This window comes from Pigmentiphaga sp. (genome assembly GCF_033795525.1).
Classification (GTDB): domain Bacteria; phylum Pseudomonadota; class Gammaproteobacteria; order Burkholderiales; family Burkholderiaceae_B; genus Pigmentiphaga.
Genome location: NZ_JARYGM010000003.1, coordinates 553,454 through 577,517 on the forward strand (window position 1 = coordinate 553,454; position 24,064 = coordinate 577,517).

General features: G+C 63.6%; 20 protein-coding genes. 15 read left to right on the forward strand and 5 right to left on the reverse strand.

What is annotated here, in order from left to right:
• Positions 1-74: 74 nt before the first annotated feature.
• Entirely contained in the window at positions 75-1,250 is a 1,176-nt protein-coding gene (locus QHC78_RS11160; RefSeq protein ID WP_319744442.1) for a methionine aminotransferase, read from the reverse strand.
• A gap of 77 nt (positions 1,251-1,327) precedes the next feature.
• On the opposite strand from QHC78_RS11160, the gene QHC78_RS11165 reads away from it, so the two are divergent.
• Together QHC78_RS11165 and QHC78_RS11170 are read left to right on the forward strand one after the other, a co-directional pair.
• Complete coding sequence (locus tag QHC78_RS11165; protein WP_319744443.1) at positions 1,328-2,392, forward strand: AbrB family transcriptional regulator; 1,065 nt, start codon at positions 1,328-1,330, stop codon at positions 2,390-2,392.
• 243 nt (positions 2,393-2,635) lie between these two features.
• Positions 2,636-2,842 carry a cold-shock protein gene (locus QHC78_RS11170; RefSeq protein WP_319744445.1) on the forward strand — a complete coding sequence of 69 codons (207 nt, stop codon included), beginning with the start codon at positions 2,636-2,638 and terminating at the stop codon, positions 2,840-2,842.
• 162 nt (positions 2,843-3,004) lie between these two features.
• On the opposite strand, the gene QHC78_RS11175 is transcribed toward QHC78_RS11170, so the two are convergent.
• Positions 3,005-4,006 carry a D-2-hydroxyacid dehydrogenase family protein gene (locus QHC78_RS11175; protein ID WP_319744447.1) on the reverse strand — a complete coding sequence of 334 codons (1,002 nt, stop codon included), beginning with the start codon at positions 4,004-4,006 and terminating at the stop codon, positions 3,005-3,007.
• 198 nt (positions 4,007-4,204) lie between these two features.
• Between QHC78_RS11175 and QHC78_RS11180 the strand changes: the two genes are divergently transcribed.
• The 7 genes from QHC78_RS11180 (at position 4,205) to QHC78_RS11210 (ending at position 13,861) form a co-directional block, all read left to right on the forward strand.
• Entirely contained in the window at positions 4,205-6,070 is a 1,866-nt protein-coding gene (locus QHC78_RS11180) for a phosphoenolpyruvate carboxykinase (GTP) (protein ID WP_319744449.1), read from the forward strand.
• A gap of 241 nt (positions 6,071-6,311) precedes the next feature.
• The gene (locus QHC78_RS11185) at positions 6,312-6,788 is read left to right on the forward strand and encodes a fasciclin domain-containing protein (protein ID WP_319744451.1); all 477 of its coding nucleotides are present in this window, start codon (positions 6,312-6,314) and stop codon (positions 6,786-6,788) included.
• Between the two features lie 349 nt (positions 6,789-7,137).
• Positions 7,138-7,593, forward strand: a complete 456-nt coding sequence (locus tag QHC78_RS11190; protein ID WP_319744453.1) for a MarR family winged helix-turn-helix transcriptional regulator — start codon at positions 7,138-7,140, stop codon at positions 7,591-7,593.
• A gap of 1,713 nt (positions 7,594-9,306) precedes the next feature.
• The gene (mnmG, locus tag QHC78_RS11195) at positions 9,307-11,241 is read left to right on the forward strand and encodes a tRNA uridine-5-carboxymethylaminomethyl(34) synthesis enzyme MnmG (RefSeq protein ID WP_319744454.1); all 1,935 of its coding nucleotides are present in this window, start codon (positions 9,307-9,309) and stop codon (positions 11,239-11,241) included.
• On the forward strand, positions 11,238-11,957 hold the full coding sequence (gene rsmG / locus QHC78_RS11200) for a 16S rRNA (guanine(527)-N(7))-methyltransferase RsmG (protein ID WP_319744456.1): 720 nt from the start codon (positions 11,238-11,240) through the stop codon (positions 11,955-11,957). Before mnmG ends, rsmG begins: the two co-directional genes overlap by 4 nt.
• 63 nt (positions 11,958-12,020) lie before the next feature.
• Positions 12,021-12,902, forward strand: coding sequence for a ParA family protein (locus QHC78_RS11205; RefSeq protein ID WP_319744458.1), 882 nt, complete (start codon positions 12,021-12,023; stop codon positions 12,900-12,902).
• A gap of 98 nt (positions 12,903-13,000) precedes the next feature.
• Complete coding sequence (locus QHC78_RS11210; protein WP_319744901.1) at positions 13,001-13,861, forward strand: ParB/RepB/Spo0J family partition protein; 861 nt, start codon at positions 13,001-13,003, stop codon at positions 13,859-13,861.
• A 36-nt stretch (positions 13,862-13,897) separates the two neighbouring features.
• Here the strand turns inward: QHC78_RS11210 and QHC78_RS11215 are convergent, their stop codons facing one another.
• The 3 genes from QHC78_RS11215 to QHC78_RS11225 form a co-directional block, all read right to left on the reverse strand.
• Complete coding sequence (locus QHC78_RS11215; RefSeq protein WP_319744460.1) at positions 13,898-14,956, reverse strand: CobW family GTP-binding protein; 1,059 nt, start codon at positions 14,954-14,956, stop codon at positions 13,898-13,900.
• A 13-nt stretch (positions 14,957-14,969) separates the two neighbouring features.
• Entirely contained in the window at positions 14,970-15,749 is a 780-nt protein-coding gene (locus QHC78_RS11220) for an IclR family transcriptional regulator (protein ID WP_319744462.1), read from the reverse strand.
• 69 nt (positions 15,750-15,818) lie between these two features.
• Complete coding sequence (locus QHC78_RS11225; RefSeq protein WP_319744464.1) at positions 15,819-16,799, reverse strand: Bug family tripartite tricarboxylate transporter substrate binding protein; 981 nt, start codon at positions 16,797-16,799, stop codon at positions 15,819-15,821.
• 148 nt (positions 16,800-16,947) lie between these two features.
• Here QHC78_RS11225 and QHC78_RS11230 point away from each other — a divergent pair, with 148 nt between their 5' ends.
• The 6 genes from QHC78_RS11230 (at position 16,948) to QHC78_RS11255 (ending at position 24,042) form a co-directional block, all read left to right on the forward strand.
• Positions 16,948-18,246, forward strand: coding sequence for an aromatic ring-hydroxylating dioxygenase subunit alpha (locus QHC78_RS11230; protein ID WP_319744466.1), 1,299 nt, complete (start codon positions 16,948-16,950; stop codon positions 18,244-18,246).
• A gap of 4 nt (positions 18,247-18,250) precedes the next feature.
• Positions 18,251-19,360 carry a zinc-dependent alcohol dehydrogenase gene (locus QHC78_RS11235; RefSeq protein ID WP_319744468.1) on the forward strand — a complete coding sequence of 370 codons (1,110 nt, stop codon included), beginning with the start codon at positions 18,251-18,253 and terminating at the stop codon, positions 19,358-19,360.
• A gap of 146 nt (positions 19,361-19,506) precedes the next feature.
• On the forward strand, positions 19,507-20,556 hold the full coding sequence (locus QHC78_RS11240) for an NADP(H)-dependent aldo-keto reductase (RefSeq protein WP_319744470.1): 1,050 nt from the start codon (positions 19,507-19,509) through the stop codon (positions 20,554-20,556).
• Positions 20,557-20,580: 24 nt separating this feature from the next.
• Complete coding sequence (locus tag QHC78_RS11245) at positions 20,581-21,477, forward strand: LysR family transcriptional regulator (RefSeq protein ID WP_319744472.1); 897 nt, start codon at positions 20,581-20,583, stop codon at positions 21,475-21,477.
• A 115-nt stretch (positions 21,478-21,592) separates the two neighbouring features.
• Positions 21,593-23,047: an aldehyde dehydrogenase family protein gene (locus QHC78_RS11250; RefSeq protein WP_319744474.1), complete on the forward strand. Its 1,455-nt coding sequence runs from the start codon at positions 21,593-21,595 to the stop codon at positions 23,045-23,047.
• 38 nt (positions 23,048-23,085) lie between these two features.
• Entirely contained in the window at positions 23,086-24,042 is a 957-nt protein-coding gene (locus QHC78_RS11255; RefSeq protein WP_319744476.1) for a Bug family tripartite tricarboxylate transporter substrate binding protein, read from the forward strand.
• Positions 24,043-24,064 lie beyond the last annotated feature (22 nt).

A 24,064-nucleotide genomic window follows, 5' to 3' on the forward strand; every position in this document is an offset into this window, starting at 1 on the left:
GAAGGAATCGGTCCGATGGTGGAACGGCCAAGGCCGCAGGCTCCCGGGGAGGGTATGCCAAAGGACTAGAGGTATTAGTACTTTTTAATGAGTGCCAGCCGCTCCAGGGCCGCATCCAGCGTCGCATCTTTCTTGGCGAAGCAGAACCGGACCAGCTGCCGGTTGGAGGCCGGCGCATCCGGATCGGCATGGAAGGCCGCGATCGGAATGACGGCCACGCCATGTTCGGTGGTCAACCAGCGGGCGAACTCGCTTTCGGGCGCATCCGAAATCTCGCTGTAGTCCGCCAGCAGAAAATAGGTGCCGGGGCACGGCAGGGGCTTGAACCGGGTTTGCCGCAAGCCGGCTTCCAGCCGGTCCCGCTTGGCCTGGTAGAAGGCCGGCAGGTCGAGATAGTGGCGCGGGTCTTCCAGGAACGCGGCCAGCGCGTGCTGCATCGGTGTCGATACCGCGAACACCATGAACTGGTGGATCTTGCGGAATTCGGCCGACAATGCCGCCGGCGCGCAGCAATAGCCGATCTTCCAGCCCGTGGTATGAAAGGTCTTGCCGAACGAAGAAATGAGGAAACTGCGCGCGGCCAGCGCCGGGCGGCGGGCAATCGAAGCGTGTTGGCAGCCGTCGAACACGATGTGCTCGTAGACTTCGTCCGAGATCAACACGACGCCGGTGCTGTCCAGCAGACGCTCGAGCGCGTCCAGGTCCTGGTCGGCCAAGACCGCGCCGGTCGGGTTGTGGGGGAAGTTGATCATCAAGGCACGCGTACGTGGCGTAATGGCCCGCCGCACGGCGTCCCAATCGGGGCGGTAATAGGGCGATTGCGGCGACGGCGGCAGCAATTGCACGGCGACGGGCGTGGCGCCCGCCAGCTTGATGGCCGGCAAGTAGGAGTCGTAGGTCGGTTCGAGCACGATGACTTCATCGCCTGCGCCGGCTACCGCGAGAATGGCCGTCATCAAGGCCTGGGTGGCGCCGCTGGTGACGGTGATCTCGTTTTCGGGGTCGTACGAGGTACCGTACAGCGCCTGGGTCTTGGCAGCGATGGCCGCACGCAAGGCCGGAATGCCCGCCATGGGCGCGTACTGGTTATGGCCCGCGGCCATCGCGGCATCCACCTGGGCCAACAGGGCAGCGTCCGGGTCGAAGTCGGGAAAGCCTTGGCCGAGATTGATGGCCCGGGTCTCGGTGGCCAGGCGGCTCATGATCGTGAAGATAGTGACGCCTACGTCCGGCAGTTTGGAATTAATCATTGGTTTGCTCGTACCTGGATGTACCATTGATCCTCAACGGATCAGTCTACCCCTGCGCTTTTCCGGCGGACATGCCGGTGCCTCGTTTTTCGCCCATGCCCGCTCGCTTGCTACTCGGTTTCGCCATTGCCCTGTGCGGCTCGTTGATAGCCGTTGCCCTGCACACGCCGCTGCCCTGGATGCTGGGCGCACTGGTTGCGACCGCGGCCAGCAAGATCGGCGGCGTAAGGTCCGAGAGCCATGTGGCGCTGCGCTGCGCGGGTCAATGGGTGATAGGGCTGGGCCTGGGACTGTATTTCACGCCGACGGTGGTCGACGAGATCGCCGGCAATGTCATTCCGCTGGTTGCCGGCGCGCTGTTCGCCGTCCTCATCGGCCTGGCCGGCGCCTGTTTCCTGCGGCGCGCGGCAGGGGTGGAATTCAGCACGGCCTATTTCTCGTCTACCATCGGCGGCGCCGCCGAAATGGCGAACCTGTCGGACCGCTACGGTGGAAAGGTGTCGCTGGTGGCCTCGGCCCACAGCTTGCGGATTTTACTGGTGGTGGTGCTGGTGCCGCTGGGGTTCCGGTTTTCCGGGATAACGGGCACGGGCCTGTTTCCGCCGGCCACCTTGATGGTCGATCTCCCCGGCCTGGCGCTGATGTTCGCATTGACCGGCTGTGGCGCCTTGCTCGCGCGCAGGGTCGGGATGCCCAATGCCTGGGTACTCGGACCCATGGCCGTCACGATTGCCCTGACTTCCCAGGACATGGCGTTCTCCGCCCTTCCGGGTTTCCTGCTCAACGGTGCGCAACTGCTTATCGGTTGGTCGCTGGGCGACCGCTATACCCCTGACTTCTTCCGTATTGCGCCCCGCTTCATGGCTTCCATCCTGGTATATACCCTGATCGCCATCGTGCTCGCAGTGGGCGCCAGCGTAGCATTGGCGCCGGCCACCGGTATTTCGTCCCCCACCTTGATCCTGGGCCTGGCCCCCGGGGGTGTCGCCGAGATGTGCATTACCGCCAAGGTGCTGCAATTGGGTGTACCTCTGGTGACCGCATTCCAGGTATTCCGGCTGGCAGCGGTACTGCTGGTAAGCGGCCCGCTCTACCGCGGTTTGCTCAAGCATTTTCCGGCCTTGCGGGAAGGGTCCGCGTAGGTTTCGCCGGGCCGTGCGCAAGGCCGTTTTAGCCCGTTGTTCCGCGGGTACGCGACATTTGCGATACGCCCGCTAAATGTTATTGATTCGTAATGTTCGGCCCTGTATGCTGCCATTCGCAGTTGAATTCAAGCAGCACGCAAGTCCCGTCTGGCATTTGCGGATGTCCGCCATTACCGCATTTCAGTTCGTGTCGGCGTTCTTGGTTCTATTGCATTGTTTATTGTTTAGAGGACGCCGCACATGGCACAGAAGGGCAAAGTCAAATGGTTTAACGCGGACAAGGGCTACGGCTTCATCACGCCGGATTCCGGTGGTCCCGATGTTTTCGCTCACTTTTCCGCCATCGTGGGTCGCGGCTATCGCAGCCTCACCGAGGGCCAGGAAGTCGAGTTCGAAGTCAAGGATGGTCCCAAAGGCCCCCAGGCCGCGGACATCAAGCCGCTGTAAACGCGTTTCTACGCGCGGCGCGATTTCCGTGCCGTGCGCGCACCCCGCTGCCAAGGCGGGGTGTTCTCGTTTCTGTGCCTCCTCCGTGCAATCGTGCCCAGCGGTGCACGTCGATCCGGGCCACCGGATCCCGCCAAAAGTATTAAGCCCGGTGATGGATGGCTACCGGCCCAGAACTTCCGGGTTCACGATGTTGGCCGGCTTGCCCGATGTCCAGGCAACGATGTTCTCGAACGCCACCTTGAAATAAAGCTCGTAGCTGTCCCGCTCTACGAAGCCGATGTGCGGCGTGCAAATGACGTTCTCCATCCGCAACAGCGGATGGCCTTGCAAAATGGGCTCGGTCTCGAAAACGTCGATGGCTGCCATGCCGGGGCGACCTCGGTTCAATGCGGCAACCAGCGCGTCTGGTTCGATCAGTTCGGCGCGCGACGTATTCACCAGCAGCGACTCCGGCCCCATGCGCTGCAGGTCCGCCAGCGTCACGATGCTGCGGGTTTCGTCACTCAGTTTCAGCAGCAAGCACAGGACGTCGCTGCTTTCGAACAAGGCTTCCTTGCTGGACGCCGTCTCGAGGCCGTCGGCGCGGGCGCGTTCCAGGGTGGACTCGCGGCCCCAGACTACGACCTTCATGCCGAAGGCCTTGCCGTAGCCCGCCACCAGCTTGCCTATCTTGCCGTAGCCGAACAGACCGAGGGTGCGTCCGTGCAGGGTGCGGCCCAGGCCGAAGTTGGCGGGCATGGATGAAGCCTTCATGCCGGATTGCTGCCACGCGCCGTGTTTGAGATTGGCCACGTATTGAGGAATCCGCCTCATTGCGGCCATAATGAGCGCCCATGTCAGTTCGGCCGGCGCGATCGGCGAGCCCACGCCTTGAGCGACTGCGATACCGCGTTCGGTGCAGGCCGCCACGTCTATGTGCGAGCCGACCCGACCCGTCTGGGATATCAATTTCAGCTGGGGAAGCTTGTCCAGCAAGCCGCGCGTAATGACCGTGCGTTCGCGTATCAGGACCAGCGTCTCCGCATCGCGCAGGCGCACTGCCAACTGGCCTAATCCCTTGACCGTATTGTTATAAACCTTAACTTCGTGGCTTCCTAGCAAGCTGAAACACTCGAGCTTGCGTACCGCGTCTTGGTAGTCGTCCAGAATCGTAATGCGCATCGCTTTTCCTTCAGCCAGACGCGATGGTAGTCCAATTGGTCTGGCGAGCGTTAGCAGCTATCGGTAACCGACCCTTTCCTCCTGGAAACGTTTGGTAGGAGGTGGTGCGGTATATTAGGTTAACTTCAACCGGGCCCGTCGGCGCCCGGTCTTGTCATTTGATAGGGCGCCTTTCGAGCGTCGAGGAGAATCTCAGGAATGAATGCCGTACCCAAAACATCGGTCACCAAACATCTTTCGGCACTCGATGCGCCTGATTGGGTACGCCATGAGCGGCTCAAGGCCTGGGTGGCGGAAATCGCCGCCCTGGCGCAGCCCGATCGCATCGAGTGGTGCGACGGCTCGCAGGAAGAGTACGACCGGCTCTGCGAGCAAATGGTGCAGGCCGGCACGCTGCGCCGCCTGAATCCGGCCAAGCGGCCCAACTCCTACCTCGCCTGGTCCGACCCCTCGGACGTGGCACGGGTTGAAGACCGCACCTTCATCTGCTCCGAGCGCAAGGAGGATGCCGGCCCCACGAACAACTGGGTCGACCCGGCTGAAATGCGCACTACGCTGAACGGCTTGTTCGCCGGTTCCATGCGTGGCCGCACGATGTACGTCATTCCGTTCTCCATGGGTCCGCTTGGTTCGCCCATCGCGCAGATCGGCGTGGAGCTGTCCGATTCGCCTTATGTCGTGACCAACATGCGCATCATGACCCGCATGGGCCGCAAGGTCTACGACGTGCTGGGAACCGATGGCGAATTCGTGCCCTGCGTTCATACCGTGGGCAAGCCGCTCGCTCAAGGCGAAGCCGATGTGGCCTGGCCTTGCAACGAAACCAAGTACATCGTCCATTACCCCGAGACGCGCGAAATCTGGTCGTTCGGCTCCGGCTACGGCGGCAACGCGCTGCTGGGCAAGAAGTGCCTGGCGCTGCGCATCGCGTCGAAGATGGGGCGAGACCAGGGCTGGCTCGCCGAGCACATGCTGATCCTCGGCGTGACCTCTCCCGAAGGCAAGAAAATGCACGTGGCGGCCGCGTTCCCGTCGGCCTGCGGCAAGACCAACTTCGCCATGCTGATCCCGCCCGCCTCGCTGCCCGGCTGGAAGGTCACCACCATTGGCGACGACATCGCCTGGATCAAGCCGAGCCCGGACGGCAAGCTGCGCGCCATCAACCCCGAAGCGGGCTACTTCGGCGTGGCACCGGGCACCAACGAGAAGACCAACTTCAACTGCATGGCCACGCTGCGCGAGAACGTCATCTTCACCAACGTCGCGCTGACCGACGATGGCGACGTATGGTGGGAAGGCATGGGCGAGCCTCCCGCGCACTGCCTCGATTGGCAGGGCCAGGAGTGGACGCCCGAGATCGGCAAGAGCACCGGCCGCAAGGCAGCGCATCCCAACGCGCGCTTTACCGTGGCTGCCGACCAGAACCCCGCCATCGATGCGGAATGGGACAACCCCGCGGGGGTGGTGATCGATGCCTTCATTTTTGGCGGCCGTCGTTCGACCACCGTGCCCCTCGTGACCCAGGCACGCAACTGGGTCGAAGGCGTGTACATGGCCGCCACCATGGGCTCCGAAACAACCGCAGCGGCGACCGGCAAGCAGGGCGTCGTGCGTCGCGATCCGTTCGCCATGCTGCCGTTCTGCGGCTACAACATGAGCGAATACTTCCGTCACTGGCTGGAACTGGGCGCCAAGCTCGAATCGGCCCGCGTGAAGCTGCCTGCCATTTTCTGCGTGAACTGGTTCCGCACGGACGAAAACGGCAAGTTCGTCTGGCCGGGCTTCGGCGAGAACATGCGCGTGTTGAAGTGGATGCTGGAACGCATCGAAGGCAAGGCGCAAGGCGTGGACCACGTCTTCGGCGTGACGCCCTCGTATGGCGATCTGAGCTGGGATGGCCTGGACTTCACGCAGGACCAGTTCGACCGGATCACTGCCATCGATGCCGACGCGTGGAAGGAAGAATTGCGCCTCCACGAAGAGCTGTTCGAGCTTCTCCAACAAGGATTGCCCGAGGAACTCGTCAAGGTCAAGCAGCAGCTTGCCAATCGGCTGGCGAGCTAAGCCAGCTTTCCGCCGCCGCATTCTCGAGGCGGCGGGCCCCACTTCCTCGCTTTATCTACGGCCAGGCCCACTAGGGCCCGGCCGTTTTCGTATCGGAATGTTGCGCATCCTGTTGCGCCCCCTTGCGAACAGATGGCCCTGGTTACAGCGGCAAGAGTCACCATAAAAGGTCGGCGTTCGCCGATGCAGGCGTTTCGGCGCCGCAAGCGACAAGGAGAAACTCATCGCTCGGGAGAAGCGCATGCTAAGCAGGTACCTACCCGCCCTTGCCGGGATTCTATTGACCGCGGGGCTGCTCCTCGGGTCGGGCCCGGCCCTGGCGCGCAATATCGTCGACACCGCTGCTACCGCCGGGATGTTCAGCTCATGGATCAATGCAGTGCGGGAAGCCGGTATGGAGGAGACCCTCCAGAACGACGGACCCTACACGGTATTCGCCCCTTCGGACGAGGCCTTCGCCAAGCTTCCCGCGGCCCAAAGGGATGCGCTCAGGGATAAGGAGACTCTCGTACGCGTGGTCAAGCTGCACATGGCTGCCGGCAAGATTCTGCTCAAGGATGCCAAAGAAGGGACCCAGATTCGAACCGAGGCGGGCAAGACCCTGACGGTGCATCGCAAGGACCGCAACCTGCGGCTCGACAAGGCCGAGGTTCTAGAGCCGGATGTCGAGGTGGACAACGGTGTCATCAACGTGCTCGATATGGTGCTGTTTCCCTAGCGTAATCCTTGACGGCCGTTCTGCTCAGGCGTCCGCCGCTGGGTGGCGCACAGGGATGGGGGCGCACGGGGCCTAATACATGATAAAATCATTTAATATTGCCGTGTCGACGCTGAGCTTGCCCCGTTGGCTTTGTCGCGCATACTCCGTGTCGCGAACTCCCCATATCGTGCATTGATCGGTGCATATTGCGCTGCCTACGCGGAGTAGCGACAATCGCGGAGGTGGCGGACATGGCGCCTGATCATGGCCATCATAAGAAGTAAAAACTGAATGCGTCGGGGGCAGTTTGACTATCAGAAACGAATCAGAGCTGGCGTCCATGACGGATGGGCTTCCGGCAGCTACGATGGGCGAGCACGAAAAGCTGCTGGCGCCCAAGGTTGCCACGCTCAGTAAAGCCTTGATGCGGGCTTCCGTTCAATATGGCAAGGCACAGTTCGGTATTTCGCAAGTCGAGTGGCAAGTCATCACATTGCTCGGCATTCTTCAGCCGGTGTCCATCCGGCAATTGGCTTACACCGCGCTAGTGGATGCGGCCCAGATCAGCCGGGCGGTTTCGGGTCTGTCCAAACGGGGACTCGTGACAAGAAGGCGGTCGCAACGGGATTGCAGGGAAGCCGAGCTGACGCTTACTGAGGAGGGTATGAACGTCATGTCGCAGCTGCGGCGGACCGCGCTCGAGCGTAATGCGCGATTGTTTGAAGGATTCGAGCCGCAGAAGGTAGCCGAGCTTTTCCAAGCGCTGGACGTATTGATTGCCCGCGCGATGCGAGAAGAAGCCGACGGCGCCCGGGTCAGGTGACTGTTCAATTGGGCCGCCTGTCGCCGGGCGTAGCGAAAAATAGGCCGTGATTCGCTTATCCGTCGGTGCGGCGGTAGACCGCGATGTTTCACGTGGAACATCGCCTGGTCTGGCGGTCTGGATCGGTCGGAGGCCCGGCGGACGGTGGAACCAGAAGTTCGATGGGATATCGAGCCTATGGCGTTAGGATTCTCGCCGCGCAAAAAGAAAGGTCTGCAGAGCCCAGGCAGGCTTCTAAGCTCTGTAAATGCCTAAATTGCTTCCCGGCATTGCTCGGGCGTAAGGCAGTACTTCGGAGGCCAGCCCGGGGTCTTCCCTAGGGAGGGCACATAGCACCGGGCGGAGATGAACGCTTTTTTCCAGCAGCGGAGGGAAGGGCGGGCACTTTGTTCGTGGCGGAGGCGATACGGAGTGAAGGACAATCCGCAATTGCCGGTATAGCTGCCCGAGTCTGCACCGCTTTATAGCTACTGCTCGGCAGTGGCAATATCTTTTGTCCGCTGCTCGGTACAAGGTGGGGTCCTGGCTACAAAAGACCGGTCACCAGATAGCCAAGGGAATCAACTCGATGGCGCAGTTGGGAAAGCCACGAGTAAGGGCAAAGTGTCCTAGCGTAATTCAGGTGCGGACCAGATACCCGTTGCCATGTGAGCGTGGCGTGGAGCGCTGCATTTCTAAGGCCGGCGGCGATAGGTAGCTGATGCCAGACATACCATAGTTGCCTGGATGGCGAGCATACCGAGATGTGCTTACCGGGTCAGCGCTCGCTACCTAGGGCGCGGGGCCCTTGGCCGTCGTTGACGGGGATGGGGTATCTAGTCGGGACCAGCGCCGGCTTTAAAGCGGTGTATCCAGCGACCGGTACCGGTTTGGGGCGCCTCTGAGCGGTCCATGCGGCGGGTGGCCATTGCCGCGTATCCGCGGGCCAGATGGCATGGCCTTGTATTTGTCGATTCGTTGGACTGGTCGCCCTGCGCTTTGGGAGTTCAGGCCGGTACGGGCGATTTACCGGCAGGAGGCCCGGCGAAACGAGTACCTTGCCGCAATCTCAGCCCGAACTCGTGCCCTGAACCCGCTCCTCACCCAATGAAGCTTAGCCTAATCCGAGTGCCCGGCTCCAAGTGACAAGCGTCAAGCCAAGCGCCAAGTCCAAGCCGGTCCAAGCCCAAGTTCAAGTCCAAGTATCGAAGGCCCAAGCCCGCGTCCGGAGTGCCAAGTAGCAAGCCAAATCCAAGCTGGCCGAGAACTCGGGCCTCAAGCACTGGGAGATGCGGGCCCGAACCCAGACCAGCGCCGGACCCTGAGACCTAGCTCCAAGCCGATTCGACGGTCAACTCGGCCTCGACCGCCACGATAGACCCCTACGCCGTTTCCGAGCAGTCCATCTCCGGTGCGCCGCGTCGACCCGTCAACTAAGCTCCCGGGCTTCGCCGAGTCGGAACCGGGGACTGATCTCGCCGCCGGCACAACAGGTGATTAGGACTAAAACCACGTTTGTGAAGGCTATACGGTCGCAATAAACGCGCGGACCGAGGATGTTTCACGTGAAACATGACTCGATTTGTCTCTATGACTCGCTTTGGAGAGTAGGGGATCCTATAATCGTGTATTAAAAGTCGCTTCTTCCCGCGCGAACCCTCTCGTGTCCTGGCGTTTCCGTAGCGAAACCAGGGCCCAGCTGGAAACTTTCCGGCCTCCCCATTGGACTTCACCATGCTGTATCCGACCGAGTTTGATGTCATTGTTGTAGGCGGCGGCCACGCTGGCACTGAAGCTGCCCTGGCGTCCGCACGCACGGGCAGCAAGACGCTACTGCTTACGCATAACATCGAAACTTTGGGCCAGATGTCCTGCAATCCTTCTATAGGGGGAATCGGGAAAGGCCATTTGGTCAAAGAGGTCGATGCGCTGGGAGGTGCTATGGCGCTTGCCACCGATGAGGCAGGTATCCAGTTCCGCATCCTTAATGCGTCCAAGGGGCCTGCTGTCCGCGCTACCCGTGCGCAGGCAGACCGCGTGCTGTACCGAAAAGCGATTCGCCACCGCCTGGAAAACCAGCCTAATCTCTGGCTCTTCCAGCAAGCGGTGGACGATTTGATTCTTGAGGGGGACCGGGTCGTGGGCGCGGTCACCCAGATCGGCTTGCGTTTCCGGGCGCGTGCAGTGGTATTGACTGCGGGAACGTTCTTGAATGGTCTGGTACACGTAGGACTGCAGAATTACTCTGCGGGCCGGGCGGGCGACCCGCCGGCCATCTCGTTGGGCAAGCGTCTGCAAGAACTCAAGCTGGGCCAGGGCCGGTTGAAAACCGGGACGCCGCCGCGTATCGATGGACGCACCATCGATTTCAGCGTGCTGGAAGAACAACCGGGGGATCTGGATCCGGTGCCGGTTTTTTCCTACCTGGGGGAGGCGTCGATGCATCCGCGCCAAGTCCCGTGCTGGATCACGCATACCAATGCGCGTACGCATGACATCATCCGGGCCGGTCTGGACCGCTCACCCATGTACACCGGGGTGATCGAGGGGGTGGGGCCCCGGTATTGCCCTTCCATCGAGGACAAGATCCACCGGTTTGCCGACAAGAGCTCGCACCAGGTTTTCCTGGAACCGGAAGGCTTGACCACCAATGAGTTCTATCCCAATGGCGTTTCGACCAGCTTGCCGTTCGACGTCCAGCTGGAGCTGGTTCATTCGCTCCCTGGCCTTGAGAACGCGCATATCCTGCGGCCGGGCTACGCGATCGAATACGACTATTTCGATCCTCGCGGCCTGAAGGCTTCGCTGGAGACACGCGCCATCTCGGGCCTGTTCTTCGCCGGCCAGATCAATGGCACCACGGGCTACGAAGAAGCGGCGGCGCAAGGCCTGCTCGCCGGCATCAACGCCGCCCTCAAAGCCAAAGGCGAGGAGCCGTGGGTGCCTCGGCGCGACGAAGCGTATCTTGGCGTGCTTGTGGATGATCTGGTGACCCGAGGCGTTACGGAGCCGTATCGGATGTTTACCTCACGTGCGGAATATCGCCTCAGCCTGCGCGAAGACAATGCCGATTGGCGTCTCACGGAAACTGGCCGCCGTCTGGGCTTGGTGGACGATGCCCGCTGGGACGCGTTCAACCGCAAGCGGGACGCGGTCGCGCGCGAGGTGGAACGGCTGCGTTCCACGTGGGTGAATCCGCGGACCTTGCCGGCGCATACGGCTGAGCCCTTGCTGGGCAAGGCTATTGAACGTGAGTACACACTGTTCGACTTGCTCAAGCGTCCCAACGTTTCCTATGATGCCCTAATGCAAGCGAAGAATGCAGATGAGGAATTGTTGGCGGGGCCAGGGGTCGCGGACAAGGTCGTCGCGGAGCAAGTGGAAATCCAGGTGAAGTACGCCGGGTACATTGCCCGCCAGCAGGCCGAGATAGAAAAGCAGGCGGGCCACGAGAACCAGCGCATTCCCGACGATATCGACTACGACTCCGTGCGCAGCCTGTCGTTCGAGGTCCGCCAGAAGCTCAAGACGCACCGACCGGAAACCATAGGCCAGGCGGCGCGGATTTCTGGCATGACGCCGGCGGCCATTTCTCTGTTGCTGATACACCTCAAGCGTCGCCAGTATGCACGGCTCGCGGATCCCCTCGACGCGAACCGGGCGGCATGAGCGTGACCAACAAGCCCACAGCCGCTCCGGAGCCATTCAATGGCGCGGTATTCGCCGCGCAGCTCGAATCGGACTGCGCCGCGTTGCGGTTGCCGCTCGACCACTCGCGCATCGACCTGCTGTTGAATTACCTGGCCCAGATGCTGCGGTGGAACCGCACCTATAACCTCACCGCCATCCGTGCGCCAGAACAGATGCTTTTGCATCACATAACGGATAGCCTGGCAGTCGTGCCCGAGCTTGCCCAACGGCTGGCTGGGCAATCCGCCAAAATCCTGGACGTTGGTTCCGGAGGCGGGCTGCCGGGCGTGGTGCTCGCGATCTGCTGCCCGGAATGGGACGTCCGCTGTGTCGATGCGGTGGAAAAGAAGACCGCCTTCGTCCAGCACGTGGCCGGCGTCCTTCGGCTGCCCAACCTGCAGGCCATACATGCCCGGGTGGAAGAGCTCGAACCGGAGGACTGCGATGTGGTCATTTCGCGGGCGTTCGCGTCTCTGCACGACTTCGCCGCGCTGGCTGGGCGCCACGTCAAGCCGGGCGGGGTGCTCGCGGCGATGAAGGGGCATCCGCCGGAAGAGGAAATGCAATCGCTCAAGGATCAAGGGCTGTGGCGAGTGGAGGGGGTCACCACGCTTTACGTACCGAGATTGTCTGCGCGTCGGTGCCTCGTGTGGATGGACCGCATCGAAAACGAGTCGTCGCAGGGCAATAAATAAATAGCGCGGCGCCGGCCGTCGGCGCATCAGGTTCAATTCCAGAAAAATCAGGCTATCTATTCGATGTCTTCCAATTCCAGCACGGTCAACGAGGCGGCGCAGGCCGGCGAACGGTCGGACGAACTGGGCGCGATCACCGGCGCCGAACCGCTGGCCGCCAAGGGGGCTCGCGCAACGGCGCGAGTCTTTTGCATCGCGAACCAGAAAGGCGGCGTGGGCAAGACCACGACTGCCGTCAATCTTGCCGCCGGCCTGGCGACGCACAAGCAACGCGTACTTTTGGTGGATCTCGATCCGCAGGGCAACGCCACGATGGGCAGCGGCATCGACAAGCGCGACTTGGGCGCCACGTTGTATGAAGTGCTGATCGGCGAAGCCAGTATTGCCGAAGCTGCCAAAAGGTCCGAGAACGGCGGCTATGACGTCCTGCCTTCCAATCGCGAGCTGGCGGGCGCCGAAATAGACTTGGTGGACCTGGAAGAGCGCGAACGCAAGCTCAAGCATGCGATTGCCGCAGTGGCCGACCGTTACGACTTCGTCCTGATCGATTGTCCTCCGACGCTGTCGCTGCTGACCTTGAACGGGCTGGCCGCCGCACATGGTGTCATCATCCCCATGCAGTGCGAATACTTTGCGCTGGAAGGGTTGTCGGACCTGGTCAATACGATCAAGCGTGTGCACGCCAATCTCAATCCGGACCTGCGCGTCATCGGTTTGCTGCGCGTCATGTTCGATCCGCGCGTGACCCTTCAACAGCAGGTGTCGGCGCAATTGGAAAGCCATTTTGGCGACAAAGTGTTCAAGAGCATTATTCCGCGCAATGTGCGGCTGGCCGAGGCGCCCAGCTACGGCTTGCCCGGCGTGGTGTTCGACCCCGCATCCAAGGGCGCGCAAGCCTATATGGCATTCGGGGCGGAAATGATAGAGCGCATGAAAACGCTGTAGCTTTGGGGAAGCACATCATGGAGATGAAAGCAGGAACGAAGGGTGTGAAGAAACCCAAAGGACTGGGTCGCGGACTCGATGCCCTGTTGGGTGCCGACATGCCGGCGGTCAGCACGCTGGGGACCAAGGCGTCCGACGAGGCGCCGCGTAAGGAAGGTCCGCCCAATATGTTGCCGGTCGGGAAGATGCAGGCCGGCAAGTACCAGCCGCGATCCCGGATGGACGAAGGCGCACTGGCGGAGCTGGCTGAATCGATACGCACGCAAGGCGTGATGCAGCCGATATTGGTGCGCGCCATCGACGGCGACCGCTACGAGATCATCGCCGGCGAACGCCGCTTCCGGGCTGCGCAGCTTGCCGGCCTGAGCGAAGTGCCGGTGCTCGTGCGCGAAGTCAGCGACGAGAACGCGGCGGTGATGGCGCTGATCGAGAACATCCAGCGCGAAGATCTCAATCCGTTGGAAGAGGCGCAGGGCGTACATCGGCTGATCGGCGAGTTCGGCATGACGCACGAGCAGGCCGCGCAAGCCATCGGACGGTCCCGTTCGGCGACCAGCAACCTCTTGCGGCTATTGAACCTGGCCGTGCCGGTGCAGACCATGCTGCTCGCGGGCGACCTGGACATGGGCCATGCGCGTGCGCTGCTGGCCGTGGATGCCGCGACGCAGATCCAGCTTGCCACCCAGATCGTCGCCAAGCGGCTGTCGGTACGGGAAGCCGAAAAGCTCGTGGCCCTGACCTTGCAGGAGTCGGCGCAGAAATCCAGCCGCAAGCCCGCGGCCAAATCGCGCGATGTGGTGCGGCTGGAAGAAGCGCTGTCCGACAGGCTGGGTACGCAAGTGGTGTTCAAGATCGGTGCCAAGGAACGCGGCCAGATCATCATCGACTTCCACGGCTGGGAACATCTGTCCTCCCTGCTCGAGAAGCAGGGCCTGGCCGACGTGCTGGAGAACAGCTAGGGCGCTCGCGCGAGCGGCGTGCCCGCCGGGGTGTTGCTACGCGGATGGCTTGCTGCCGAAGAACGCCTTGCCTATGCGGTCTGCGCCGGCGTGTTCGGCGATGACGGTCAGGCCCAAAGGTTGTCCGGCAGGCGGCGGGGAGGTTGCGCGCAAATCGAAGCGCCGTTCGTCCGGGGAAAACTGCACCAGGCCGTGCCGGCCGTCGTCCAGCCCCACCACGCCTTTGAGGCGGAGCAGGTCGTCCGCCAGCGCGTCGGCGAGGGCGTGCAGCCGGATCAGCAGCCAATCGCGGGCGACCGGATGCGGCAGCGGCAGAAAGCATGCCTGGGCCGTATGGTGGTGTCCGTGCGGTGGCTCATGGCCGGCGTGGCCGTGGTGATGCGCCACGGCATCCGCGCAAGGCGCGGGCGTGGCTGCGGGCGAAGGCGCGCTGCGGTCTGCCGCCTGGCCCTCGGCGGGCGCGCCGGCGGCGCTGCGTGAAAGCGCCTGCAGTGCCGTGTCGAGCGCGAGGTCGGCGAAGTTGGACACCAGCACCGGTGCCTGGGGATTCAGCGCCGCCAGGCGCGCGCCCAGATCCCGCAGTTGCCCGGCCGTTGCCTCCCGCGTCTTGGTGACCACCACCATGTGCGCTGCCCGGATCTGCGCCTGCGCTTCGGGATGGCGATCGATGACCGTCGCGCCGCCGGCAGCGCCGGCGACCGCGATCACGGCACGCAACGCATAGCGCTCCCTGAGCAGCGGATGCTGCTGGAAGGCCTCGATGACCGGCCCCGGATCGGCCAGGCCGGTGGTTTCAATGGCCACGGCGGGGAATGCCGGCATGCGCCGCTCCAGGCGTGCCCAGAACAGATCTTCCAGCGCCTGCTCCAGGCCCGGCAGGCCCGTGCAGCATACACACGCGCCCGACACCAGGGACTGATCCGCCACTCCCAACAGCGCCCCGTCCAGGCCCACCTCGCCGAGTTCGTTGACGATGACTGCGGCATCGCGCAGTGCCGGCTGGCCCAGCCAGGCTCCGAGCAGGGTGGTCTTGCCGCTGCCGAGAAAGCCGGTCAGCAAGTAGACGGGAATGCGCGCGCGGCGCGAGGCGTCCATGATGCGGCCGATGTCAGGCTTGATAGCCCAGGCGGGCGGAAACAGCGTCGGCCGCCTGCATGACCGGCGCGACGAAGCCGCGCATCGCCTTCTTGGTCAGCCGCTGGACCGGTCCTGCGATACCGATGGCGGCGATCACATTGCCGCTGTGGTCGCGTACCGGCGCAGCCAGCCCCCGCATGCCGACTTCGCTTTCCTCGTCGTCCTGCGCATAGCCCTCGCGGCGCACGAGTTCGAGCGTCTTGCGCAGCTCCGCGGGATTGGTCTGCGTATGGGGCGTGCGCGCCACCAGCCCGTCCTTGACGACCCGTGCCAGGACCTCCGGCTCCTGGAAGGCGAGCAGCGCCCGGCCCTCGCTGGTGCAGAAGGCCGGCTTGCGGGCGCCCACGTAGGAGCGCATGCGTATTGCCTGGTGGCTTTCCAGGTTGAAGAGATAGATGATGTTGCTTTGCTCCAGCGTCGCGAGGTGCACGGTCTCTCCGGTGATCTCGCGCAGTTCGTGGAGGTAGGGCAAGGCCTGGGTGGATATGTCCATGCGCCGGCGCACCAGCGCCCCAAGGGCGAACAGGCCCAGTCCGAGCCGGTAGCGGCCGTTTTCCGGGTTCTGTTCCAGCAGGCCTTCCGAGGTCAGGGTGCTGGCCAGGCGGTGGACCGTGCTCTTGGCCAGCCCCAGGCGCTTGGCCAGCGTACTGATGCCGATTTCGACCTCGGTTTCGGAAAACGCCTTGAGGACGCGAATGGCCGAGGCGACCGAAGAAAGCCTTCCTTCGGTGCCGTCCTGTGAGTCTTGCATGTGCGATGACAAAGGTGGAAGGAATCCATCTTTATACATGCGTCGGCGCGGTGGACGTAACCCACCCCCTCATTTAGTGGCCTGTGATTGCTTGATGTACGGACTCCAGTGCGCGATTTCCTTCTTCACGAAGTCATTGAAGGTCGGCGCATCCCAGTCGAAGGTTTCCATGTTCTGGGCGCGTAGTTCGGCCTGGCCTTCCGGCGACTGCAAGGCCTTGCGCACGGCGACGTTCAGCTTCTGCACCAGATCGGCAGGCATGCCCGCCGGGCCCGACAGCGAGAACCAGGTCGTGCCGGTCAGCTGCGGGTAGCCCAGTTCCTTGAAGGTTGGGATGTCGGGAAAGTCGACGATACGCTGCGCCGACGTCACGGCCAGCGGGCGCAGCTTGCCGGACTTGATATTGCCCGCAGCGGTGCTCAACGTGATGAAGGCGGCAGGGACCTGGTTGGCCGCTACGTCGGCAACGGCAGGACCGGCACCCTTGTAGCTGATGTGGACCAGGTTCAGATGGGTGACCTGGCGGAATGCCTCGCCGATCAGGGCGCCGTGCGTGCCCTGGCCGGGCGAGGCCCAGCTCAGCCCCTCGGGTAGCGACTTGACGTGTTTGATGAAGCCGGGGACGTCCTTGATGGGCTGCGCGACGTTCACGGCGAGCACCGTGGGGGGGCCGCCCAGCAGCGCGATATGGGTGAAGTCCTTGATCGGGTCGAAGCTCGACGCGTTGGTCAGCGGCGCGACCACGTGCGAGCCTATGCCCGATACCACCAGCGTATAGCCGTCGGGTTCGGCGCGGGCGACCATTTGCGAGCCTATGACGCCGCCGGCGCCGCCGCGGTTTTCGACCACGAAGCTCTGCTTGAACGTCTCGGAAAGGTGCCGTGAAATGAGCCGGCCCAGTGTGTCGGCGCTGCCGCCGGGCGCATAGGGCACGACGACCCTGACGAGGCGGTTGGGCCACGTATCCTGGGCACAGGCGGGCGCGGCGAAGGCGCCCAATGCGAGGGTGGCGCAGAACGCGCGCGCGATGGAACGGCGATGAGGCATCATCGTTGTGTCTCCTTTCTTTCCAGGTTCTGTTGACCGGCATCGGCGATGCGCGCCGGATTGACATGTTGTTGGAGCGAATGATAACTTCGTTTCCTATCAAGGAACAATGTTCCTTTATACGGAACGATATCTGAACGAGGGGACTCCGATGTTGAAGAAAGAACAGAACGATTTGCTTACCCAGACCGGACCGGGAACGCCCCTGGGAGCGTTGTTCCGCCGCTACTGGCTGCCGGTTCTGCTCAGCAGTGAATTGCCCGGGCCGGGATCCGAGCCGGTACGCATCAAACTGCTTTCCGAGCGGCTGTTGGCCATACGCGACGAGGAAGGCAACCTGGGCCTGATCGACGAATTCTGTGCGCACCGCGGCGTGTCGCTGTGGTTCGGCCGCTACGAGGACCAAGGCCAGGGCGGCGGCATACGCTGCCCCTATCATGGCTGGAAATACAGCGCCGACGGGCAATGCCTGGAGGTACCGTCCGAGCCCGACGGCAGCGACTTCCACACCCGTGTGAAATTGACGGCGTACCCGCTGGTCGAGCGCGGCGGCATCCTGTGGACCTACATGGGTCCGCCCGAACACCAGCCGCCCCTGCCCGAGTACGAGTTCGCCATGGTGCCGGACAACCAGCGCTTCGTCTCCAAGCGGATCCAGGAAAACAACTGGCTGCAGGCATTGGAAGGCGGCATCGATTCCAGCCACGTGTCGTGGCTGCACCGGGACAGCCTGAAGTCCGATCCGCTGTTCAAGGGCGCGGCGGGCAACCAGTACAACTTCAAGGATCTGCGGCCGGTCTTCGAAGTGGTGGATACCGATACGGGCCTGCTGGTGGGCGTGCGCCGCAATGCCGATGACGATACCTACTACTGGCGCATCACGCCGTGGCTGATGCCCTGCTTCACCATGGTGCCGCCCCGGGGCGACCATCCCGTGCACGGCCACTTTTGGGTACCCATCGACGACGAGAACTGCTGGGCCTGGAGCTTCGACTACCACGCGACCCGGCCGCTGACCGAAGCGGAAGTGCGGGCCATGGAAGATGGCAAGGGCATCCACGTGCGCTACGTGCCGGGTACCTTCCGCCCGCTGCAGAACAAGGACAACGACTACCTGATGGACCGCGCTGCGCAGAAAGCCGGCAAGACCTTCAGCGGGGTCGAGGGCATAGGCATGCAGGATGCATCGCTGCAGGAAAGCATGGGCCCTATCCAGGATCGCACCAAGGAACACCTGACGTCGACGGACAACGGCATTGTCAAAATGCGCCGCGCCTTGATGAAGGCCGTCAAGGCGCTGGCCGAAGAAGGCGTGCCGCCGCCGGGGACGCAACCTTCCGCGCACCACGTGCGGTCGGCCGCGGTCATCCTGCCGCGCGACCAGCACTTCAAAGAGGCGGCCGCCGAAGCGCTGAGCGTGCAGCCCGGCCAACCTCACGCGTCGGTGTGACGCCATGGCGCTCAACGTACGCGCCGCCGTCGCGGTGGAGGCCGGCAAGACCGAACTGCGCGAACTGCCCGCACCCGTCACGTCGGCCACCAGCGGCTTGCTCAAGGTGGCCATTACCGGCGTCTGCGGCAGCGATTGGCCCTATTACCAACAGCTGCCGGCCAGCCGCGGCCCGCTGGTGCTCGGCCACGAAACGGTCGGCCACGTGGCCGAACTGGGCGAGGTCGCCCGCGCCAAATGGGGCGTGAAAGAAGGCGACCTGGTCGCCTTGGAAGAGTACCTGCCCTGCGGCCATTGCGAGTTCTGCCGCAGCGGCGAATTCCGCTTGTGCGATGCGACCGATTGGCGGCTGGGCGGGCTGCGCTACGGGGCTACCGGCCTGGCGGTCGAGCCGGGGCTCTGGGGCGGCTTCAGCCAATACCAGTTCCTGCATCTGAACACGGTATTCCATCGCGTACCGGCGGGCGTATCGCCGCGTCACGCGGCGTTGGCGCTGCCGCTGGCCAACGGTATCGAATGGACCTATCTGCAAGGCGGCGCAGGGCCAGGCCAGACGGTCGTCATACAGGGGCCGGGCCAGCAAGGGCTGTCGTGCGTGGTGGCCGCGCGGGAAGCGGGAGCCGAACGCATCATCGTGACGGGGCTGTCCAACGAAACCGATACGCGCCGCCTTGCGCTGGCGCGCGAACTGGGCGCCCACCACACCATCGACATCGAATCGCAGGACCTGCTCGAGACGGTGGCCGAGCTGACGGGCGGGCTGATGGCGGACCTGGTCATCGACTGCGCGGCGGGAGGCACCGAATCCGTCGGCACGGCCATCCAGCTGGCCCGCAAGCGCGGCCGGGTCATCCTGGGCGGGCAAAAGCGCCGCCGCATACCGGAGTTCGACAGCGACCGGATCATCGCCCGCTTCCTGACCGTGAAAGGCATGCGCGGACACAGCTACGAATCGGTGGAACTGGCGCTGCAGCTGATCGCCGGCGACCGCCACGGCGTCAAGAAGATGAGCACCCATATGTTCGGGCTGGAAGACACCGATCTTGCCCTGCGCAGCCTGGCAGGCCAGGGCGTGGAGGGCGCCATCCACATGACCATCGATCCGTGGAATTGAAGGCGCGGCGGGAACGTCATTTATCGGCGTGATAGCCCGTACGCTGGTGCAAAAGGGGCGCGGGTGATGCTCCGGCCGGCGTTGGTCCAGATGCGCAGCCTTGCGGTAACCTTGAAGTGCGCATCATCAACAACCGGAGTACGCACGTGGAATACCGCACACTTGGACGCACCGATCTCAAAGTCAGCTTGATCGGCCTGGGGACCATGACCTGGGGCGAGCAGAACAGCGAGGCCGACGCGCACGAACAGCTCGATTACGCGCTGGCCCGTGGCGTGAACCTGGTGGATGCTGCCGAGATGTATCCCGTGCCGCCCAAGGCCGAAACCCAGGGCCGTACCGAGACCTATATCGGCACTTGGCTGGCCAAGACCCGCCGCCGCCACGACATCATCCTGACCAGCAAGGCCGTCGGGCCCATGCGCGATGCCAAGCGTCCCGGCCACATCCGCGACGGCAAGACTTACCTGGATCGCAAGAACCTCACCGCCGCGCTCGATGCCAGCTTGAAGCGCCTGCAGACCGACTACATCGACCTGTACCAGCTGCACTGGCCCGACCGCACGACCGCTACCTTCGGCCAGCTGGCCTACCCGTGGGTGGAGGACGACTACACCGTGCCCATCGAGGAAACGCTGTCGGTGCTGCAGGACTTCGTGCGCGCCGGCAAGGTCCGGCATATCGGCGTATCGAACGAAACGCCGTGGGGCGTGGCCCAGTTCCTCAAGCTGTCCGAGACCAAGGGATTGCCACGCATTGCGTCGATCCAGAATCCCTACAGCCTGGTCAACCGGGTCTATGAAATCGGCTTGTCGGAGTTCTCGCGCTTCGAGCAGGTCGGCCTGCTGGCGTATTCGCCGCTGGCGATGGGTGCGCTGTCGGGCAAGTATCTGGACGGCGCGCGCCCCGAAGGCGCACGCATGACCCTGTTCACGCGCTTTACGCGCTACAGCAGCCCGCAGGCGGAGTCCGCGATACGGCAGTATGTGCAGCTGGCGCGCGATCATGGACTGTCGCCGGTGCAGATGGCGCTGGCCTGGGTCAACCGCCAGCGCTTCGTTGCCAGCAATCTGATCGGTGCGACCTCGATCGCCCAGCTGGATGAAAACATCGCCAGTGCCGAGGTCGTGTTGTCGCCTGAAGTGGTCGAGGGTATCGAGGCCATACACAGCGCTCAGCCCAACCCCTGCCCGTAGCGGACCGCAACCCATCGCTCGGCGATGCTCCAGCCCCAGGCTCTTCGCTACTTTGCCGAAGTTGTCCGCACCGGCTCTCTGCGCCGGGCGTCCGAGATTTTCTTCGTCGCGCCCAGCGCCATCAGCCGCCAGATCGTCAATCTGGAGCAGGAGCTGGGTACGCCGCTGTTCGAACGCTCGCCCCGCGGCATGTTGCCTACCGAAGCAGGCCGCATGCTGTTCGAGTTCGTGCGCGACAACGGCAGCCGCATCGAGCGTGTCCGCTCCGACATCCACGACTTGACGGCACTGCGCCGGGGTACGATCCGGCTAGCGGTCATCGAAGCCGTCACTGGCGACTTCCTGCCGGCGCTCATGACGCGTTTCAGCGCCTCCTATCCCGGCATCGACTTCCAAGTGGAGGTCTGCGGCACGCACCAGATCGCTGACCGCGTGGTCGGGGAGTCGGCCGAGATCGGCCTGGCTTTCGACGTGCTGAGCCGCGAGGACCTCGTGCTCCAAGGCCGCCTCCCGCAACCGCTGCAGGTCATCTGCCGTCCTTCCCATCCCTTGGCTCGCCGCAAGTCGCTGCGCATGTCGGACCTGGCCGGGGAGCGAATGGCCTTGCCGGACGAAACCTTCGGTACCCGCTACCTGATCGACCACGCCGCAGCGCGCGCGGGCGTCGCCCTGTCGGTTCACTGCGTGGCCAACTCTCTGCAGTTGCTCAAGGCGCTCGTGGCCGGTTCGGACGTGATCTCGTGCATGCCGCCGCTTACCTTTGCGCACGAGGAGGCCGCCGGGTTGCTGGTCGGCGTGCCGGTCTCGGACAAGTCGTGCCGGCTGGCCAGCCTGGACATCATTACCGCGCGCCACCACAAGCTTTCGGCGGCAGCCACGGCCTTCCTCCAGCCGCTCCTGGCGGTATGCAAGAGGCGGTGACTCCCCCGCCAGTGTTCTATTTTTAAGAACACCACCATCACTTGTTTCTGGCTTCCGCGTGACAGCCCGGGCGCGTTTAATGAAACCTCTTTCATGGGCGCCGGGAGCCTGACGCATGTCCTTCGAGAAAATCCTCTCCCCTTATGACGGCAGCGTCGTGGGCGAAATGCCGGTGGCCAGTTCAGCCGACGTCGAGCGGTCCATTGGCCGCGCGCAGCGTGCCTTCGAGGTCATGCGCAAGCTGCCGCGGTTCGCGCGCGCGGACATCCTGGCACGCGCTGCTGAATTGCTGAAGGCGCGGCGCGACGAGTTCGTCCGGACCATTGCCGCCGAGGCGGGCAAGCCGCTCTACGATGCGCGCGGCGAGGTCTCCAGGGCGATTTTCAACCTGACGAATGCGGCGGCGGAAGCCCGGCTTCAGCACGGCGACGAAGTCCCCCTGGACGCGGACGCCGGCGTGTTCGAGTACCAGACCACAGGCGCCGACGGCCGCCCGGCTTCGCTCGCCGATCTGGATCATGCGGCGCTGGCTTCGATGCGTCGGCGCGTGGGGATTGCACGCCGCTTTCCGATCGGAACCATTCTGGCTATTGCACCGTTCAATTTCCCGCTCAACCTGGTCATGCATAAGGTGGCCCCGGCCATTGCGGTCGGTAACAGCGTGGTGCTCAAGCCGGCCCCGCAGACGCCGCTCACTGCGCTGCTGCTGCAAAAGCTGTTGGCCGACGCGGGACTTCCGGAGGGTGCGTTGGAAGTCTGCCACTGCCCGGTCGACCTGGCCGAGGCCATGGTGCGCGACGACCGGTTCGCGATGGTGACCTTTACCGGCAGCGCAAAGGTGGGCTGGCACATCAAAGCCATTGCCGGCCGCAAGAAGGTCGCGCTGGAGCTGGGTGGCAACGGCGCGGTGATCGTAGCCGAGGACGCCGACCTGGAGTTGGCTGCCGCCCGCTGCGTGCGCGGCGGGGTGGTCTACGGCGGCCAGTACTGCATCGGCGTGCAGCGCATCCTGGTGCAGGAGTCGGTGGCCGATGTTTTCACCGAGAAGCTCGTCGCGAAGGTCAAGGCCTGCCGCGTGGGCAATCCCATGGAAGAGGGGGTCGATGTGGGCCCGGTGATCGACGAGGACTCGGCCCGGCGCATCCAGGCGTGGGTCGACGAGGCCGTGGCGCAAGGCGCGCGCGTGCTGGCCGGCGGCTCGCGCGAGCGTGCCGTGGTCATGCCGACCGTGCTGGCCGGCACCCGGCCGGGCATGAAGGTGGAGGACGAAGAAATTTTCGGACCGGTCGTTACTGTCAACCGCTATCGGGATTTCGACGAGGCCGTGCGCCGCGCCGCCGATTCCAAGTACGGGTTGCAGGGAGGCATCTTTACGCAGGACCTGCGCCGTGCCTTCCGTGCGCTCGAGGATTGGGAAGTCGGCGGTCTGATGATCAACGATGTGCCGATCTATCGCATCGACAACATGCCCTTCGGCGGGTGGAAGGAGTCCGGTACCGGCCGCGAAGGCACGCGCTACGCCATGGACGAGATGTCCGAGATTCGCCTGATGGTCATCAACTACGCCTGACTCTATTCCTCCCCCGCCTTGACGCCAGGAGCCTAGCCATGAAACGCCTCACCGTATTCTGCTGGATCGCCGCTTTAGCCGTGTTGTCGGGTGTCGCCCGTGCCGAGACCTATCCTTCCAAACCGATCAAAATGCTGGTGCCGTTTCCGGCGGGCGGCACGGTGGACTTCTTCGCCCGCACCGTAGGCCCGAGGTTGGCCGAGGCGCTGGGCCAACCCGTGTTGATCGAGAACCGTTCCGGCGCGGGCGGCAACATTGCCGCCGAGGCAGTCGCCAAGTCGCCCGCCGACGGCTACACGCTGCTGATGGGGTCCGAGATCGTCTCGATCAACATCACGCTGTACGAAAAACTCGGCTACCACCCGTTGAAGGACTTGGCGCCCGTCGTGCTGGTAGGCACCGTGCCCAACATTCTGCTCGTGAGTCCCTCGCTACCCGTCAATACCACCCAAGAGCTCATCGCATACGCCAAGTCGGGCAAGAAGATGTCGTACGCTTCTACCGGGCTGGGGACGTCCAGCCAGCTTTCGTCCGAGTTGTTTAAGTCGATAGCCGGTATTGACGTACTGCATGTGCCGTACAAGGGCGGCGCCCCGGCCATCGTCGATCTTGCCGGCGGCCAGGTCGAAATGATGTTCGTCAACATGCCTACGGGCCTGCCTATGGTCAAAGGCGGCAAAGTGCGCATCCTGGCGGTCACCAGCGCCCAGCGGGCGCCGCAGGTACCCGACGTACCCACCATTGCCGAGACCCTGCCGGGATTCGAGACCGCCGCCTGGTCTGCGATCTACGCGCCCGCCGGCACGCCCCGGCCGGTGATCGACAAGCTCAACGCCGCCATGGTGAAGATCCTGCAGATGCCGGACGTCAAGGCAGCACTGGCCCAGCAGGGCGCCGTCCCGGCAGGCGGCACGCCCGAGGCCCTGGGCGATTTCACGAAAGCCGAGATCGTCAAATGGGAAAAGATCATCAAGGCGTCCGGCGCCAAGATATAGTCCCTTTGTCCACGCCACGAGG